The sequence below is a fragment of the Clostridium sp. UBA1652 genome, from assembly GCF_002320975.1.
GTDB classification, from domain to species: Bacteria; Bacillota; Clostridia; order Clostridiales; family Clostridiaceae; genus Clostridium_T; species Clostridium_T intestinale.
The window spans coordinates 46,748-64,254 of the sequence record NZ_DCLI01000070.1 but is presented as its reverse complement, the minus strand read 5'-3'; the positions used below and the strand labels follow the sequence as shown (position 1 = coordinate 64,254).

Annotated in this window: 14 protein-coding genes; 11 read left to right on the top strand and 3 right to left on the bottom strand. The window is 29.6% G+C overall.

Annotated elements, in window-relative coordinates; all coding sequences use genetic code 11:
• Nucleotides 1-10 precede the first annotated feature (10 nt).
• Nucleotides 11-2,521 (bottom strand): vitamin B12-dependent ribonucleotide reductase, encoded by a 2,511-nt coding sequence (locus tag B3N22_RS14295; RefSeq protein WP_286908174.1) that lies wholly within the window; start codon nucleotides 2,519-2,521, stop codon nucleotides 11-13.
• 261 nt (nucleotides 2,522-2,782) lie between these two features.
• Here B3N22_RS14295 and B3N22_RS14290 point away from each other — a divergent pair, with 261 nt between their 5' ends.
• Nucleotides 2,783-3,469: a putative ABC transporter permease gene (locus B3N22_RS14290; protein ID WP_238904170.1), complete on the top strand. Its 687-nt coding sequence runs from the start codon at nucleotides 2,783-2,785 to the stop codon at nucleotides 3,467-3,469.
• Nucleotides 3,470-3,507: 38 nt separating this feature from the next.
• On the opposite strand, the gene B3N22_RS14285 is transcribed toward B3N22_RS14290, so the two are convergent.
• Nucleotides 3,508-4,893 (bottom strand): NAD(P)H-dependent oxidoreductase, encoded by a 1,386-nt coding sequence (locus B3N22_RS14285; RefSeq protein WP_286908172.1) that lies wholly within the window; start codon nucleotides 4,891-4,893, stop codon nucleotides 3,508-3,510.
• A gap of 130 nt (nucleotides 4,894-5,023) precedes the next feature.
• On the opposite strand from B3N22_RS14285, the gene B3N22_RS14280 reads away from it, so the two are divergent.
• The 3 genes from B3N22_RS14280 (at nucleotide 5,024) to B3N22_RS14270 (ending at nucleotide 9,155) form a co-directional block, all read left to right on the top strand.
• Entirely contained in the window at nucleotides 5,024-5,617 is a 594-nt protein-coding gene (locus B3N22_RS14280; protein WP_238904174.1) for a TetR/AcrR family transcriptional regulator, read from the top strand.
• Nucleotides 5,618-5,795: 178 nt separating this feature from the next.
• Nucleotides 5,796-7,457, top strand: coding sequence for a GH3 auxin-responsive promoter family protein (locus B3N22_RS14275; RefSeq protein ID WP_286908169.1), 1,662 nt, complete (start codon nucleotides 5,796-5,798; stop codon nucleotides 7,455-7,457).
• A 150-nt stretch (nucleotides 7,458-7,607) separates the two neighbouring features.
• Nucleotides 7,608-9,155: a carbohydrate-binding protein gene (locus B3N22_RS14270; RefSeq protein WP_286908167.1), complete on the top strand. Its 1,548-nt coding sequence runs from the start codon at nucleotides 7,608-7,610 to the stop codon at nucleotides 9,153-9,155.
• A gap of 64 nt (nucleotides 9,156-9,219) precedes the next feature.
• Here B3N22_RS14270 and B3N22_RS14265 read toward each other — a convergent pair whose 3' ends face one another.
• Nucleotides 9,220-10,218: a 3-oxoacyl-[acyl-carrier-protein] synthase III C-terminal domain-containing protein gene (locus tag B3N22_RS14265; RefSeq protein ID WP_286908165.1), complete on the bottom strand. Its 999-nt coding sequence runs from the start codon at nucleotides 10,216-10,218 to the stop codon at nucleotides 9,220-9,222.
• 293 nt (nucleotides 10,219-10,511) lie between these two features.
• Between B3N22_RS14265 and B3N22_RS14260 the strand changes: the two genes are divergently transcribed.
• From B3N22_RS14260 to B3N22_RS14230, 7 genes are all read left to right on the top strand, one after another.
• Nucleotides 10,512-11,972 carry a methyl-accepting chemotaxis protein gene (locus B3N22_RS14260; RefSeq protein WP_238904180.1) on the top strand — a complete coding sequence of 487 codons (1,461 nt, stop codon included), beginning with the start codon at nucleotides 10,512-10,514 and terminating at the stop codon, nucleotides 11,970-11,972.
• 152 nt (nucleotides 11,973-12,124) lie between these two features.
• Nucleotides 12,125-13,294 (top strand): AI-2E family transporter, encoded by a 1,170-nt coding sequence (locus B3N22_RS14255; RefSeq protein WP_238904182.1) that lies wholly within the window; start codon nucleotides 12,125-12,127, stop codon nucleotides 13,292-13,294.
• A 259-nt stretch (nucleotides 13,295-13,553) separates the two neighbouring features.
• Complete coding sequence (locus B3N22_RS14250; RefSeq protein WP_286908161.1) at nucleotides 13,554-14,348, top strand: MerR family transcriptional regulator; 795 nt, start codon at nucleotides 13,554-13,556, stop codon at nucleotides 14,346-14,348.
• A gap of 14 nt (nucleotides 14,349-14,362) precedes the next feature.
• On the top strand, nucleotides 14,363-15,022 hold the full coding sequence (locus tag B3N22_RS14245; protein WP_286908159.1) for a GyrI-like domain-containing protein: 660 nt from the start codon (nucleotides 14,363-14,365) through the stop codon (nucleotides 15,020-15,022).
• Between the two features lie 179 nt (nucleotides 15,023-15,201).
• The gene (locus tag B3N22_RS14240) at nucleotides 15,202-15,618 is read left to right on the top strand and encodes an EamA family transporter (RefSeq protein WP_073016933.1); all 417 of its coding nucleotides are present in this window, start codon (nucleotides 15,202-15,204) and stop codon (nucleotides 15,616-15,618) included.
• 137 nt (nucleotides 15,619-15,755) lie between these two features.
• Entirely contained in the window at nucleotides 15,756-16,508 is a 753-nt protein-coding gene (locus B3N22_RS14235; protein WP_286908157.1) for a phosphatase, read from the top strand.
• A gap of 159 nt (nucleotides 16,509-16,667) precedes the next feature.
• Nucleotides 16,668-17,390: an MBL fold metallo-hydrolase gene (locus tag B3N22_RS14230; protein ID WP_286908155.1), complete on the top strand. Its 723-nt coding sequence runs from the start codon at nucleotides 16,668-16,670 to the stop codon at nucleotides 17,388-17,390.
• Nucleotides 17,391-17,507: the final 117 nt, after the last annotated feature.

The following is a 17,507-nucleotide window of genomic DNA, read 5'->3' as shown; positions in this document are numbered from 1 at the left end:
CTTTTCTATTTTAGCTACAACCACTTGTAGAACCACAAACTAAGCATAAAGAGCAAGTTCCATTAGGAACTATTTGTTCACTTCCACAATTATTGCATTTTACCTTATGATGACCTTCTGGGATGATTTCACTTGAAATATCTATTTTAGAAGGTATATTTTTAATCTTATTTTCAAGAGACTTAGCATAATCTAATAGTTCTTTATAATTCATAGATTCAAGAGACTTAGTGGTACCATCTAATGATACATTAAGTGGTTGTGAAACCTTTGAGCCATCTCTGTATAGTGCTATACATTTTACTCCAAGTTTCCAGGCTTCTTCATGAACCTCTTTAAAATCTTCTATAGTAGCATCATTAGGAAGATTTACAGTTTTAGAAATAGCTCCAGAAACAAAGGGAGTTAAAGCAGCAACCATTTTGACATGGCTCGTAGGAGAGATAAATCTATATCCTCCAGAAGACTTATTTGCAGTGTCAAAAATTGAATAATGATTTTCATTTAAATAAGGAGCTCCTTCTATTTTGCCATTTTCATCTATATATGATACTATAGATGAAATTTCTGCACCGCTATAATTTAAGCTTTCTAAAGCAGTTTTAATAGTGGAGTTGACAAGTTTCATGTAGCCTCCACCGCTTAGATTTTTCCATACTATATGTGAGAAAAAAGGCTCTATGGAAGTAGTATCACAATCCATTGCTAAAGCAATTGTACCTGTAGGAGCTATTACTGTTACTTGAGCATTTCTAAACCCAACTTCACTTCCATGTGAATAAGCTAAGTTCCAAGAAGTTTTTAAGGTTTCAGATAAATTGTTTAAAGAAAGCTCATTTAAAATTTTATGGTTAACTTTAATTGGAGTATAATTTAAATCTTCAAAAGCACCAGATAAAGCACCTGCGGCTCTTGAGTGATTTCTAATTACTTTTAACATATATTCCTTATTAATATCAAACTTCGGAAAAGTACCAATTTTCTCAGCCATAAGTGAAGAAACATAATAAGAATATCCAGTAACAATTCCCATTAAAGCTGCAGAAATTGTTCTTCCTTCTTCACTATCATAAGGAATTGCCATAGCCATTAAAGTTGAGCCAGTATTAGCAATACCTAGACCAGTGGTCCTAAACATAAAGGATTTTCTTGCAATTTCTTCTGTAGGAAATTGACCTTGATAAATTGTGGTATCTAAAACAACTTGAATTAATGCAGTTAGATGTGTTAAAGCATCTAAATCAAAGGCTTTCTTATGTTCATCGTAAAATTTTCTTATGTTTATACTTGCTAGGTTACATGCGGTATCATCAAGGAAATGATATTCAGAACAAGGATTTGATGCATTGATTCTGTTGTGTTTAGCATCATATAGACCATCTTCTCCAGCAGGGCAAGTGTGCCATGCATTTATTGTATCATCAAATTGGGGAGCTGGATCTGCACAATTCCAAGAACTTTCATTAAAGCTATCCCACAATTCTTTTACTGAGATTACTCTATTAACAGCATCAGTTTTTCTTCCTTTAAGAAGAATAGTTTCATCAGAATTAGTGGTAGCCTTTTTCATAAATTCATCTGAAAAACGTACAGAATTATTAGCGTTTTGACCAGAAACAGTTTCATATGCTTCTCCTTCAAAACCTATGTCATACCCCATCTTACCTAAATCTCTTACTTTTTGTTCTTCTCTTGATTTCCAAGTTATAAAATCCATTATCTCTGGATGGTCATAATCTAAACAAACCATTTTTGCAGCTCTTCTAGTAGTTCCACCAGATTTTATAGCACCTGCATTTCTATCAAGTACCTTTAAAAAAGACATTAGGCCTGAGGATTTGCCGCCACCAGATAAAGGTTCATCTAATGCTCTTATGTTTGAGAAATTGGTACCTGTACCAGAACCAAGTTTGAAAAGTCTAGTTTCAGTAGTTATTAAATCTGTAATAGAACCAGGGCCAAGTAGCTTATCTTCAATTTTGTTTATAAAACATGCAGAACCTTGAGTCCTAGTGTAGGCATCTTGTGATTGAAGAATGTTACCTAATTCTTCATCATAATAAAAATGTCCCTCAGCTTCCTTAATTATATTATAAGAGAGTTTTAATCCAGTATTAAACCATTGAGGTGAGTTAGGAGCCCACATTTGATTTAAGAGAGCAAAAGCAAGTTCGTCATAAAATATTTGAGAGTTTTCTTTATTTATAAGTCCTTGTTCTAAAGCATAAGCAGTCCAAAAGTTAACTAATCTATGAGTTATTTCCTTCATGCTTCTTTCATAACCAAGAGTGTTTGGAACACCACTTTGTCTAAAATATTTACTGGCTATAATATTACATGCATTTTGTGAATAAAAGTCAGGAAATTCTAAATCTTCTCTAGAAAAAATGGTTTTATTAGTTTTGTAGTCTACAATATGAACAGATACGTTTTTCCATTTAAAAAGATCATAAACACTATTATTAGTAGTGTCTAATTCTTTAGTAAAATATCTAGTTATTAGTTTATATAAGTCATTCATAAAACAAATCTCCTTCAAATAAAAACTTCATTAATATATTTTACACACAATATATTGTGCAATGCAAAAGTTGAAATACTATATATAGTTGAATGTCTGTAGGTTTTATTAGTAAATAATGCTATTATCTTCTCATTTCTAAGTTTTTTAATTCATGAGAAAGAAAGATGGATGAGAAGAGATTATTTGAAATTTAATGGTATATAATTAGGTAAATACATATAAGTAGAAGGAGAAGAAATTTTAAAGGAGAAAGGTAGGATGATAGAAGATAATAAAAATTCTTTAGAAAAAACAAATAAATCTTTTGCTAGTGGGTTAAACTGCTACAAAATTTTTTGGATTTTTTTTATAGGATGTATTTTAGGAGTGGTTATTGAAACTATTTGGTGCATTATAACACGCTTTAGAATTGAGAGCAGAAGTGGTCTTATATATGGACCATTTAATCTTGTATATGGCTTTGGAGCTGTTATAATAACTTTGAGTTTATATTGGTTATATAATAAACGTGATTTGTGGGTATTTGTTGGAGGAATGTTAGTTGGAGGAGTTTACGAGTATTTATGCAGTTGGGTGCAAGAAAAGATATTTGGAACAGTTTCGTGGGAATATAGCCAGATGAATTTTAATTTAAATGGTAGAATTAGTTTATTGTATTGTTTTTTCTGGGGAATATTAGCGCTAATATGGGTAAAACAAATATATCCAGTTTTATCAAATCTAATCGAAAAAATCCCAAATAGAATAGGAGTTTCTTTAACGTGGGTATTATTTATATTTATGATATTTAATACAGGTATTTCAGGTTTGGTAGTAGAGAGGCAAACTGAAAGACGTGAAGGAATACAAGCGGTATCTTTTCTTGATAAATATTTAGATAAACATTATTCAGATGAAGTATTAAGGAAAATATATCCTAATATGATATATGTTATTGAAAAATAAAAGGTTGCCAGTGATTATTTATTACTGGCAACTTTTTCTTATATATTTGGATCTTCGGCAATTTTCTTTAAATTTTGAATCATGCCGGGTTTTATTTGATTTGAATATATTTCATTTTTTATCTTAGGAAACTTAGTCATTATTAAAAATATTGTACTCATTATTTTATATTTAAGAGAATTATGTGAAAAATCGAATATTCCTAATTTCTTATAGGCTTTATAATCTGCTAAAAAAGGAAATCTAAGTTTACCGTAAATATCATCTCTAAAAATCTTCGTACCTCCAACACCAAGGAAGGTTGATGGTTTAATGAAATCAGCTAATGATAAGTTTATAGCTTTTGAAGCTAAAGCATAAAGCTGATTATCTATTTCATTTATAGAAGAATATTCATCTGTAACAAAGTCTACTAGATTTGCTCTCTGCCACTGGGTATAGGACTCAAATATTTGTTTAAGGTTAGGTATTTGAGTTAATGGACCTGATATAATAAATCCAATCTGCTTACCTGTAATAGTCGGAGTATGGGTGTTAAAAAAGCTTCTATCAAAAAATCTTTTCCATAGAGAAGATAAATATCTGTCTTTAATATCTCCACAAAAAATTATTATATCTGAATTTCTAATTTTATTATTATAAAAATCTATAAATTCATCTTTTCCAGTGTAAACACACTCATAGTTATATCCACATTTTATGCAACCTAAGCAGCCACCTTTTATATCTATTTCTTGAAGATTAATTATTTCTATATCATCTATAAAAAAGGAGCTAAAAGTATTGATCATATTTGATAGATTGCTATTTTCAAGAGAGTCAGTTATTAGAGTTAACTTTTTATTAGAAGTATCTATTTTGTTAAAAGTAGCTTCACTTTTATAGACTATTGGATTATAGGATAATTTAGAGTAGTTTTTAGTTGTAGTAATTTTGTTATTAATTGCATTAAAGTAATTTTCATAAAAGGCTAAAATAAGTTTTCTACTGCTTTCTTTTTCTAAATCATCCATATGCAAGGATAAATAATCTACAAAGTTCATGCCTAGGTCATCGCAAATAGCATTTATATAGTTTATTGCAGTATGATCTTGAAAGTGAATTGATGTAGCTAAGGCGCAGGCGTATTTGCCTTTAAAAGAATTAGTGACTTTTCTTTCAAAAATTAATTCAATAAATCTTTTATATTGAGATGCAACTAAGTGATAATAAAGAGGAAATGCCCAGATTACTCCATCACTAAGATTTATTTCATCTATAACTTCCCCAAAAAAGTTCAAGTCTTTTTCAAGCTTATTTATTTGCTGTGCAATATTAATTATATTAAGTTCATGTTTAGGAAATTTCTTTTGAATGTATTTGATATACTGCATAGTAACGCTTATATCACCTTTTGGACTTCCGTTTAAAACTATTATTTTCATTTATTAATCCCCCTTAAGAAACTATGTTTACGGTGTAAACTTTATTCCATTATATGTCGGCAAGTTTACACTGTCAACATATAATGATATAATTTAATAAAGAAATATTTTTTATTTCTAGGAGGAAGATATGAATAGAGAAAATTATCATCATGGAGATTTAAAGCAAGAGCTTATAGATAAAGGATTGTTATTGTTAAATAGGGAGGGCTTTGAGAAATTCTCTTTAAGAAAGGTTGCTAGTATGTGTGGAGTTAGTCATACTGCGCCATATAAGCATTTTAAAGATAAAGAAGAACTAATAGAAGAGATTATCAAAAAAGTGTGGAAAAGTTTTAATATAGCGCTATCAGAATCTACGAATAAGTATAAATTTTCACCTAAAGAAGAAATCATCGAAATGGGAAAAGCCTATGTGAAATTTATGGTTGAAAATCCAGAATACTTAAATTTCATGTTTTTATGGGGGAATAGTACACCAATAAAGATAGAAGAAAATAAATTTAATTCTTATGAAGGAAGTGCTTTTGAAGTATTTAAAAATTCTGCTGAAAGATATTTAAAAGAAATTAATATAGATGACACTGAGTACACTGAAAGAATCTTGACTATGTGGAGTATGGTTCATGGAATAGCTATACTATTAGCTAAAGGAAGTATAAAATATAACGGAGATTATTTGTACCTTACTGAGAAAATGATAAGAAGTGGGTTAGGAATTTAAACACTTAGTTCCTGTAAATGAATAATTGACAATGTAGTATCCAAAAGGATTTAAACCTATACTAAAGGTAAAAAAACACAATATTTATCAGTACCGATAGGCACTTCTTCTAGATTTTTCATATATTAATTATGGAAAAATCTAGGAGGAGTGTTTTATCACGAGTATAATAAGCAAAATGATATATAAAATGATGCTACAAGGTGGGGGAATAGTTGAAAAGAAATTCAACTCAAGTACGGAAAATTACAGTAAGGTAAACAATGAACTGTTATTTAAGATATTAAAAAACAATTCTAAAAGTGAATTTGGAATTAAGTACAAATTTAAGTCTATTAAGTCAATAAAAGTATTTAAGGATAAGGTTAAGTTAAGTGAATATAAGGATTATGAGAGTTATATAAATAGAATGGCAGAGGGTGAGAAAAATGTTTTAGTTAGTGAAGATGTAATATATTTTAGTCATACATCAGGAACTACAGGTAAACAAAAATTAATCCCTTGTACGAAAAGCAGTAGAAAAGTTGCAGCAAAGTATATGGCCTTACTTATTAATAAATTTACCTATAATAATTTTAAGGATACTTGGAAATTGGATAAAGGGCTAATGATAGCTGATATAGTGATGACCACATACACTGAAGGAGAAGTACCTATTTGTTCAGCAACCTCTGGAGGAATTAAAAGTATAAAACCTCTATTACCATTTTTATATACTTCACCAATAGAAGTTATGGAAATAAAAGACAAGGAAACTGCCTATTACTTGCATTTATTATTTGCATTGGAAGAATCTAGACTTTCATATATAAATGGAATTTTTATTTCAAATATATTAGACTTACTGAGAATTTTAGAGGAGAAACATCAAGACTTAGTAAATGATATAAGGAAAGGTCGTATAAATAATAACTTAAACATAGATAAGACTATTAGTGAAAAATTAAATAAGCTTATTGCTCCTAATTCTACTAGAGCGGATGAATTGGAAAAAGAGTTTAAAATAGGATTTGAAGGAATAGCTAAGAGAATATGGCCAAGGCTATCATATATAGCGACAGTAACAGGAGCAAACTTTTCTATATACGATGATAAGGTAAATCATTATACAGACTCAATACCTATATACTCACCTGTTTATGCAGCCAGTGAAGCTATGATTGGAATTAATCCATATGCTGATAAAATAAGATATGTAATTGTCCCAGATACAGCTTTTTATGAATTCATTCATGTTAAAGATGGGGAAACAGAAAGCGGAGATACCTTCAGCTTAGATGAGATTAGATTGGGTGAAAAATATGAAATAGTAGTTACTAATTATGCAGGGTTTTATAGATATAGAATAGGAGATATCATTAAAGTGGTAGGATTTTATAACGGATGTCCAGAGGTTGAATTTGTATGTAGAAAAAACCAGCTGCTAAATATGGTATCTGAAAAGACTAATGAAGAACATATAACAAATTCAATAAAGAAAACAATGAAATATTTAAACTTAAGTTTGGTTGATTATACAACATTACCTGATAATTCTATTACACCTGGAAGATATATTTTCTACTGTGAGTTTAAGAATGACATTTCTATTTCTACTGTGAGATTGATAGAAGAAAAACTAGATAAGGAAATTAAAAATTCTAATTTAGCTTATGATAGAGCAAGAAATACTAATAGATTAGGAAAGGTAAAGATTATAATCCTAGCACCCAAGACATTTAATTCAGTTAAACAATACTTATTTAATAAAGGAATATCTAAAAATCAGATAAAGATACCAAGAGTTATAACCAATAATACAAGCATATTAAATATATTAAATCGCAATAGTAGATTATAGAATGTATTAATAAATATTGAAGGCACCAAAGGATAACTTTGGTGCCTTTTACAAAGTAAATCATGAAAATAGCTTATTGGGTAATGAAACTAAAGAATAAACTACAATAATATCCATATGATATACAAAAAATAAAAGGAGCGAAAAATTTTGATTAAAAGTAAATTAATTAAAAAGGCTGTTTCAGTTATAGCTATGACAACTCTTATGGTTACGGGGGTAATACTTGGGAATACAAAAACAGTATCTGCGGTAACATCAAGTGCTATTCCAACGCATGTCTTAGTAGGTTATTGGCATAATTTTAATAATGGTTCGGGAGACATTAAACTTAGAGATGTTTCATCAAACTTTGATGTCATTAATATTTCTTTTGGAGAACCAACTACAGTTACATCTGGGGATATAAGATTTACTCCATATAATGCAACGGATTCTGAATTTAAAAGTGATGTTCAATATCTTCAAAGTAAAGGAAAAAAAGTTTTACTATCTATAGGAGGACAAAATGGTGAGGTTCAACTAACAAGTGCTGGAGCTGTTACTAGTTTTGTTAATTCCGTAAGTACTATTATTGATAGATATGGATTAGATGGATTAGATGTAGATTTTGAAGGACATTCACTTCATTTAGATGCAGGAGATAAGGATTTTAAGAATCCTACAACGCCAGTTATAGTTAATACTATTAGTGCATTAAAACAATTGAAAGCAAAATACGGTACGAATTTTGTTTTAACTATGGCACCTGAAACTTTTTTTGTTCAACTTGGACATACCTATTATGGCGGATTAAATTCATATGTTGATAATAGAGCAGGATCCTTTTTGCCAGTAATCTATGGACTTAGGGATTCTTTAAATTGGGTTCAAGTACAATATTACAATTCGGGTTCGATAAATGATATAAATGGAAAGGCACAATCCATGGGAACTGGTGAATTTTATGCATCTTTAGCTGATATGTTATTAACTGGCTTTAATGTAAATAATGATCCTAATTATTTCTTCCCAGCATTAAGACAAGATCAAGTTGTTATTGGTGTTCCAAGCTGTAATAGTGCAGGAAATGGGTATGTTTCAAATTCTGAAGTTCAAAGCGCTTTAGATGGATTAATTTACGGAGGAACCGTTGGAAGTTATAAGATTAATAATAAATACCCTAATCTAAGAGGGCTTATGACTTGGTCAATAAATTGGGATAAGTATACAAACTATAATTGGTCAAACTATTTCAGAAACTATTTCAATAATTTAACTCCACCTACTAACACACTTAAGGCAGCAACTTTAAGCTCTTCAGCTGTTACGAGTGGAAACTATACAATATCTGCAGTAATTCCAGGCTACAATACTGCAACTTCATATAAGATTTATGAAGGGACAACTGTAATAACCTCAGGAAGTTTAACTGTTGGGCAGGCAAGTAAAACTATTAACTATAATATTACATCAAAAACTCCAGGCACTTATTCATATAAATGTGAATTAAGTGATGGTAGTAAAACAGTTACTTCGAATCAGATATCAGTAACAGTTTCAAGTTCTACAAATAACAATGCATGGGTTCCAAATCATGCATATAAAGTTGGGGATATAGTAACTTATAATGGTGGCACCTATATGTGCCGTCAAGCCCATACCTCATTAGTAGGTTGGGAACCAAGCTCTGTACCAGCTTTATGGCTAAAGCAATAACAGTGATTTATATGTAAGAAATAAAGAGTTGTCCATAGCTTAGGCTTGAACAACTCTTTATTATTTAATATCTTAAAAGAACACAGGAAGCTATTACTCCAGCGCCTACTGTCCAAAGAATAACATGGTCTCCAGGATTAAGTTTACCATTTTTTATAGAATCAGCTAAAGCTAAAAATGGACTAGTTACACCTGTGTAACCAAACCTGTCTCCAACAAAAGGAAATTTCTCAACTGGTTCTTCTAGCGTAGCTTGAATCATATCAATATTTTTTTTTGCAAATTGAGATAAACAATAAAGTTTAACATCCTTTTTAGTTAAATTATTTCTTCCTAAAATATCATTTATTGAATCTACAGAACTTGCAAAAGCATCGTCTGTATTAAAGTCTATCCACTCTATTATTCTGTTATCTTTTTCAGGTGCTTCTTCGGTTGCAAGAACATTTGAGAATCCTTCAGGTGGGAAGTTTATATAGCAGCTTAAAGAACTGTCCACATAAGAGGAGCTATCTATAAAATCGGAAGGACCGTTATCAACATTTTCTAATAAAACTGCACAAGCTGATTCACCAAAGTTAGCATAAGTTATAGCTTCGGATTTTCTAGAATATCTAATAAGTAAATCTGAGCCAACTAAAAGTGTATATTTTATTCTATTATTACTTTTCATAGTTCTGCAAACTTGATCAAAAGCATTGATCATTCCAGAGCAATTACCGTTCATATCATATGCATTAGTTTGTTTACCTAAACCTAAAGCTTCATGTATTTTGACAGCATTTGTAGGAGATAAATACTCTGGGGTTGAGGATACAAAAACAACTAGATTTATATCGGTTGGATCTATGTCAGAAGTTCTTAAAACTTTTGTACAGGCTTCAATTGCCATAGTCAAAGAGTTTTCATATGGATCTTCTGAAATATATCTCTCTTTTCTCCCTGTAACTTTTAAAAGCCCAGAAATGTCTACTCCTTGTTTAGAGAAATGATCTAAAAAGTATTCGTTTGAATATTTTGTTTTTGGATGATAATAGTCTATCGCTTTTATTTTCACATTCATTTTAAGTTCACCCTGCTTTCAATAATATTTAGTATTTTTGAACTTACAAAAACAAAATTTTATATAAGTAGTTACTATTTTACTAAAAAATATATATAATGGATTATTTTTTTATGTATAAAAATGAACCTTTAGTGAAAAATGAGGAATTATGTAATAAAGTTTGAGATAATATAGAAGAAAATATAATAACATGATAAACTATTAGGGAGATTATGACGAAAATATATATAGATGGATATTAAAACATATTAAGGATGATTATTATACAATCTCTAAGAGGGGGAAAGACAATGGATTATAAAAAGAACATTGATTTAAAAAATAAGATTATGCTTGCAGGATTTATAGGATCCGTAATATTAAGAGTTATATTTGATGTTATTTTGAAAGTAGATCAAAAGGCTATAGTGATTTTAATAGCGGCAGCTATACCTTTAGCTTTAGTTGACATCATTCTAGTGCTAAGAAAAAAAATCATACCGGCTATGTATTTTGGGATATTTATGTATGGGGTCGTAATATTTATAATGTTTATATCTGATCCTAATTGGGCAAATTTTATTTTGATTTATTATGGGGTAATGCTTATTAGTGTTTATCAAGATTTTAAAGTATTGATAATAGAGGCTCTGGTATCCTCAGCATTAATCATATATTTCTTTTTAACATATAAGACAAGCCTATTTGCTTCTGTAGGCTATGAAGAATTGATATTTTACATATTATACATTGTAGCAGCATCAGCTGTACTATCTATTAATGCATTTATAACAAAAACAATATATAAGAACATAGAAGACAACCATAAAGAAACGAAAGAGGCAAAACAAAAAGCAGAAGTATTATTAGAAAAGATATACACCACTATAAAAACTTTAACAGATGCTAACAAAAAAATAAGAAATGGAATCTCTTCAACAGGTCAGATAACAGAGGAGATTACAAGCTCAACTAGTGAGGTTTCAGCAGGAGCTTCAAATCAAGTAGAGGTAGTAGACAGCATGAAATCTGTCATGGAAGTCGGCGTAGAAAAGGTTGAGGAAGTTACAAACGCAATAAGAACTATGGAAGAACTTTCAAGGTCTACGGAAAATGTTGTGTTAGAAGGTACAAATAAAGTGGATATACTATCATCAGAAATGAATAAGGTTAATTCAGATATTACTAGTGTAGTTTCATTAATAACTGAGCTAAGTGAAGAAAATAGCAAAATAGTACAAATAATAAACAGTATTACAGAAATATCAGAGCAAACGAATCTTTTGGCACTTAATGCATCAATTGAAGCAGCAAGAGCTGGAGAACATGGTAAGGGGTTTGCTGTAGTAGCTGAAGAAGTTAGAAAATTGGCAGAGGACTCAAAAGCATCAACAGATAAAGTTGAATCAATACTTAATAATATATCAAATAAAACGCAAGTAGTTGCAAATCAAATACTTAAAGAGCAAAAATCTATACAGGCTTGTAATGACCATACAAATGATGTAAAAGATTTATTTAAAAATGTTAATTCTAATACCTCGAATGTACTTAGTCATTCAAAAAATGTTAGTTCTCAGTATAGAATATTAGAGAAATCTATGAAAGATTCCTTAGATTCTGTTCATAATATCAGCGATAATGTTGAAGAAACAGCAGCATCTATGGAGCAAATATTTTTAGCAATAAATGAATTAAATAAAAGCATAGTAGATATGACAAGCAGTTATAACGAAATTGATAATATATGTAAAGAATTAGAAAGCTTATAAAATAAAAACCATTATTGCATTTGTGATAATGGTTTTTACATATTAGAAATTATTTGTTCTTTACTGATTGACATATATTTATTATAATTATAAATAACCATATAATAAGGTAATGAAAATTATAATACATTATTCAGGAGGATTTGGCATTAATGAAATTAGATAAAAAACTAATACAGTATTGCTTATATTTTGCAGGAACGGCTCTTTTAATTTATGCGGGTATAAGTCTTTTCGATAATATAGGAGGAATAATTAATTTTATTTCACGAACAATAGGATATTTTATGCAGTTAGTAAAGCCTCTTTTTATAGCATTAATAATAGCATATCTACTTTATCCTGGAGTTAAATTTATTGAAGAATTTTTAAGAAAAAATAACATATTTAAAAAAGAAGGCACAAGACGAACAGTTGGAATAGTAACTATGTACATATTAGTAATGGCAATATTTATAGCTATAATTTCTGGTATATATATCATGGTTGGAGGCAAACTTTCAAATAATACATCCATAACAAATATGACCGCGTATTTAACTGATTACTTAAACAATTCAACTCTTTCAGTAAATTCTATAAGTGAAAAGCTAGAAAGTTTAAATATTTCTCTTCTTGGAGGAAATTTAAATGATAAAATAGCGCAAATAGTAAGTTCTATACAGGTATATGTAACAAACAGTATAGGGGCTATGGGGAACTTTGTAGTTAATACAGGTGGAAATATTGCAACATTTTTTATAGCTTTAGTTCTTAGTATTTATCTTATAAAGGATTCAGAATACTTTATGGATTTATGGAATAAGATTTTTAATCTTATCTTTGGAAAGAGCAAGTCTGGAAATAAGTTGAAAGAAATATTTAATATAATCAATGATACTTTTAATAATTATATAAAAGGACAACTATTAGAAGCATTTATGGTTGGAGTATTATCAACAATTGCATTATTCCTTATAGGAATAGACTATGCCTTAGTTATAGGTATAATAGCTGGTATTTGTAACATGATACCATATATAGGACCAGTTGTAGGAACTATACTTGCTGTAGTTATGGCTTTATTAAGTGGAGAACCAATAACTGCCGTATGGGCAATCATAGGAATGCTTGTGGTTCAGCAAATAGACAATAATCTATTAGCACCTAAAATAGTTGGTGATAGTGTAGGGTTACATCCAGTATTTACTATGCTTGCAATACTTATAGGTGGAAATGTTGGTGGTCTTATAGGAATGCTTATAGGAGTACCACTTGCAGCTTCTTTGAAAATACTATTTAGTAGATGGTATGCAAATCATATGGAAAAAGTTGATGTTTAAACATAAAGTTAAGCTACAGAAATCTTTTTGTAGTTTAACTTCTTTTTTTTGATTCTAAAATCATAGGAGCATAACAGCATTGGAACAGCAAAACAGGGAAGCATAATTGCATAAAAACATACTTGCGTAGAAACATAAAAACATAGGAACAGCGGAACAGTGAAGCATTGGAACATTGTAACATTGAAACAGTGTTATGAAAATATATTGACTTTCCAGTGCAGGGGATAGGTTATACTGATGTTATGGAGGGGAAGAAATGTATAAAATAGGTGAGTTTTCAAAGATAACAAATATGACTGTAAAGACTTTAAGATATTATGATGAAGAAAATATACTAACTCCATCTTATAGAGATGAGGATACTAATTATAGGTATTATAGCGAAGAGGATTTTAAAAAGGCGGAGCTAATACTGATGTTACGAAACTTAGATTTTTCTATTTCTGAGATTAAAGATCTACTTAATAGCTATGAGGATAAATCAGATTTATCTTATTATTTACAAGAAAAGAAAGAGTTAATAGAAAAGAAAATTCAGCAAGAAAAACTATTACTTAAAAAGATAGACCTCTATATTAATTTAGATAAGGAAGAGGAGATTAGTATGAGCTATGAAATTAAAATTAAAGAGCTTGAAGCTGTGAGGGTTGCATCAATTAGATTTAAAGGAAAGTATAGCGATGTAGGAAAGCATATTGGGAAAATATATAAAGCAATAAAAGGGAAAGCAGTGGGAGAGCCTTTTAACTGTTATTATGATAGTGAATATGCTGAAGAGGCCGACATAGAACTATGTGTACCAACATCAGAAAAAATTGAAAATGACGAGGTAACAATAAAAGAATTACCTAAGATAAAAGCAGTTGCTACAATTCATAAAGGTGATTATGGGAGCCTAAATATGGCTTATAAATCCATATTAGATTATGCAAAAGATAAAAATTATAAATGTTTAACACCATCAAGAGAAATATATATTAAAGGGCCAGGTAAAATATTTAAAGGCAACCCTAATAATTATATAACTGAAATTATAATTCCAATAGAGTAGGAGGAGAAAATAGAATGACTCAAGTTAAGTTAGATTATAAAAAAGAGTTTAAAGATTTATATCTGCCTAAAAATGAACCAATGGTGGTTGACGTTCCAGAGATGAATTTTATTATGGTAGATGGAAAAGGAAATCCAAATGATGAGGAAGGAGAATATAAATCTGCAGTAGAAATTTTATATGCTTTATCTTATGCTATAAAGATGAGCAAAAAGGGAAGTTATAATATAGAAGGTTATTTCGAATATGTTGTTCCACCGCTTGAAGGTCTTTGGTGGGTAGAGAATGATGAAATGGATTTTACTAAAAAGGATAAATTTGAGTGGACATCAATGATAAGACAGCCTGAATTTGTTACAAAAGAGGTGTTTGAGTGGGCATGTAGTGAGGTATTAAGAAAGAAACCTGATTTAAATGTTTCTAAGGCTAGATTACAAAGTTTCAGAGAAGGTCTTTGTGTTCAAATTATGCACATTGGTTCATATGATGATGAACCTAAAACTGTAGAAAAGTTAGATAAATATGTAGAAGATAATAATTTGATAAATGCAATCTCTACCATAAATGAACAAGGTATAATAAAAAGACATCATGAAATTTATCTGTCTGATCCTAGAAAAACAAGCTTAGATAAACTAAAAACCGTAATAAGGCATCCTGTAAAAAACTCTTAATATCAATAAAGTTAGAAAAATAAGCTTTAAAGTATACTTTTACTAAGCTTTAATTTAGTAGAATGTATACTTTTATTTATGCTATAATACTAAAAATAAATATTTAATTTTGTAACGAATTAATCAAATCAGAATAAGCTAAAGTAAAGAAGTAGTGATTTTTATAGGGAGGGTAAAGAATGTGGAAATTATTTGCCATACTTTCAGCAGTATTTGCAGCGCTTACATCAATTCTAGCCAAAATAGGTATTAAAGGAGTAGATTCTAATTTAGCTACTGCTATAAGAACTGTAGTGATAATAGTTCTAGCATGGGGAATTGTTTTAAGTACAGGAGGATACAAAGGGATAACCAGCTTAACTAAGCAAAATTGGACATTCTTAATACTTTCAGGTATAGCTACCGGATTGTCTTGGGTATTTTATTATAAAGCTATTTCGTTGGGACAAGTTGCACAGGTTGCATTGATTGATAAATTAAGCATAGTACTTACATTGATTTTATCATTTTTCATATTAAAAGAAGATTTCACCATAAAAACATTTATAGCAGGAGCACTTATAACTTCAGGTACTATTTTAATGATCTGGAAATAGATAATTGGATATATTTTGAATTTTAATAAGATAAGAAACCTTGAGAAATTGAGGTTTTTTATTTTTTATAATCTAAGTAAATAAATTAGAGGTATAATAGTTAGTGTAATTAATTGTTATATTTCAAGGAGGTAGAAATGAATATAGAATTGGACGTTCACACACATACAATAGCAAGTGGTCATGCTTATAGCACTATAAGAGAAATGGCTAAAGAGGCTTCTAATAAAGGTTTAAAATTGTTAGGAATTACAGAACATGCAACAGGAATACCAGGAACATGCGCACCTATTTATTTTGCCAACTTACGAGTGGTTCCTAGAGAGATGTATGGAGTAGAACTTATGCTTGGAGCTGAGATAAATATTTTAGATTATGATGGTAAACTTAGTTTAGAGGATAGAATCATAGATAAGTTAGACATAAGAATAGCAGGAATACATCATCATTGTTATACACATGGAACTATGGAACAAAATACAAATGCTATAATAGAGGCAATAAAGAATCCGAGAATAGATATTATAAGTCATCCTGATGATGGGGATTGTCCTTTAAATTATGAGGTTATTGTACAAGCCGCTAAAGAGTATAATACACTTTTAGAGCTTAACAATAACTCCTTAAATCCTATTAATAATAGAAAAAATGCTAGAGAAAACAACATTAATATGTTAGAGCTATGCAAGAAGTATGATGTGGAAATTATAGTATCAAGTGACGCTCATATAGATACAGATATTTGTAAATATGATTTAGCATATGAAGTTTTAAAGGAAGTTAAATTTCCAGAGGAACTTATAATTAATAGATCAATTGAGAAATTCAAACATAAGATAAACTTAAATAGAATTGCTGCACATAAAAATAACATGATTATCACATCATAATTTAAAATTTAAATTATAATATAAATACAAAATCAGTAAGAAGCAGTTGGTAGAAATACTAACTGCTTCTTACTTTATTAATACAGAAACAATTATGAGCAATAAGATTAAAAATAATATGATATAGTATTAAGTATAGATTTATCAAGGAGGGCGAAAATGAGCACTTTAGAAGTATTGGAATTAAAATATTTTTATAATGATTCAGTTAATAGTATTTTTCCTGTGATCTTAAGGGATGATAAAGAAATGATTTTGATTGACTGCGGTTATCCAAATTCATTAGAGTTAATAAAAAAAGCAGCTAAAGAAAATAATGTAGATATAAGTAATTTAACAAAGGTTATAATTACACATCATGACTACGATCATATGGGATCTTTAGCAGAGATAAAAAGAAAGTATCCAAGTGTTGAGATTATTTCATCTTTAGAAGAAGAGAAATATGTAAGCGGAAAAGTAAAATCATTAAGGTTAAAGCAGGCAGAAGATATTTACGATATGCTTCCAGAAGAAGAAAAAGTTGGTGCTAGAGAGTTTCAAAAGCAGCTTGAAGCTTTAGAGAATGTTTATGTAGATAAATGTGTAGAAGATGGAGAAGTTCTTAATTATTGTGGTGGACTAGAGATAATAAATACTCCAGGGCATATGCCGGGACATATATCAATATATGTTAAAGAAAGCAAAACCTTAATTACTGGAGATGCAATGGTTATTGAAAAAGGTCATTTATTTATTGCTAATCCTGAGTATACCTTAGATATGATTAGTGCAAAAGAGTCTATAAAAAAGTTTATGCCCTATAATATAGAAAAGATTATATGCTATCATGGGGGAGTACTTACAAATAATATTAAAGAAGAGCTTGAGAAAGTATTATAAATGGTCAGGATAATGTAGTTGATGGTTGAACGAGCAAGCTTATCATATATAATTAAGACTTTGAAATGAAGTATACAACAAAGTTAAAGCACCTAGATTTTTCTAAGTGCTTTTATT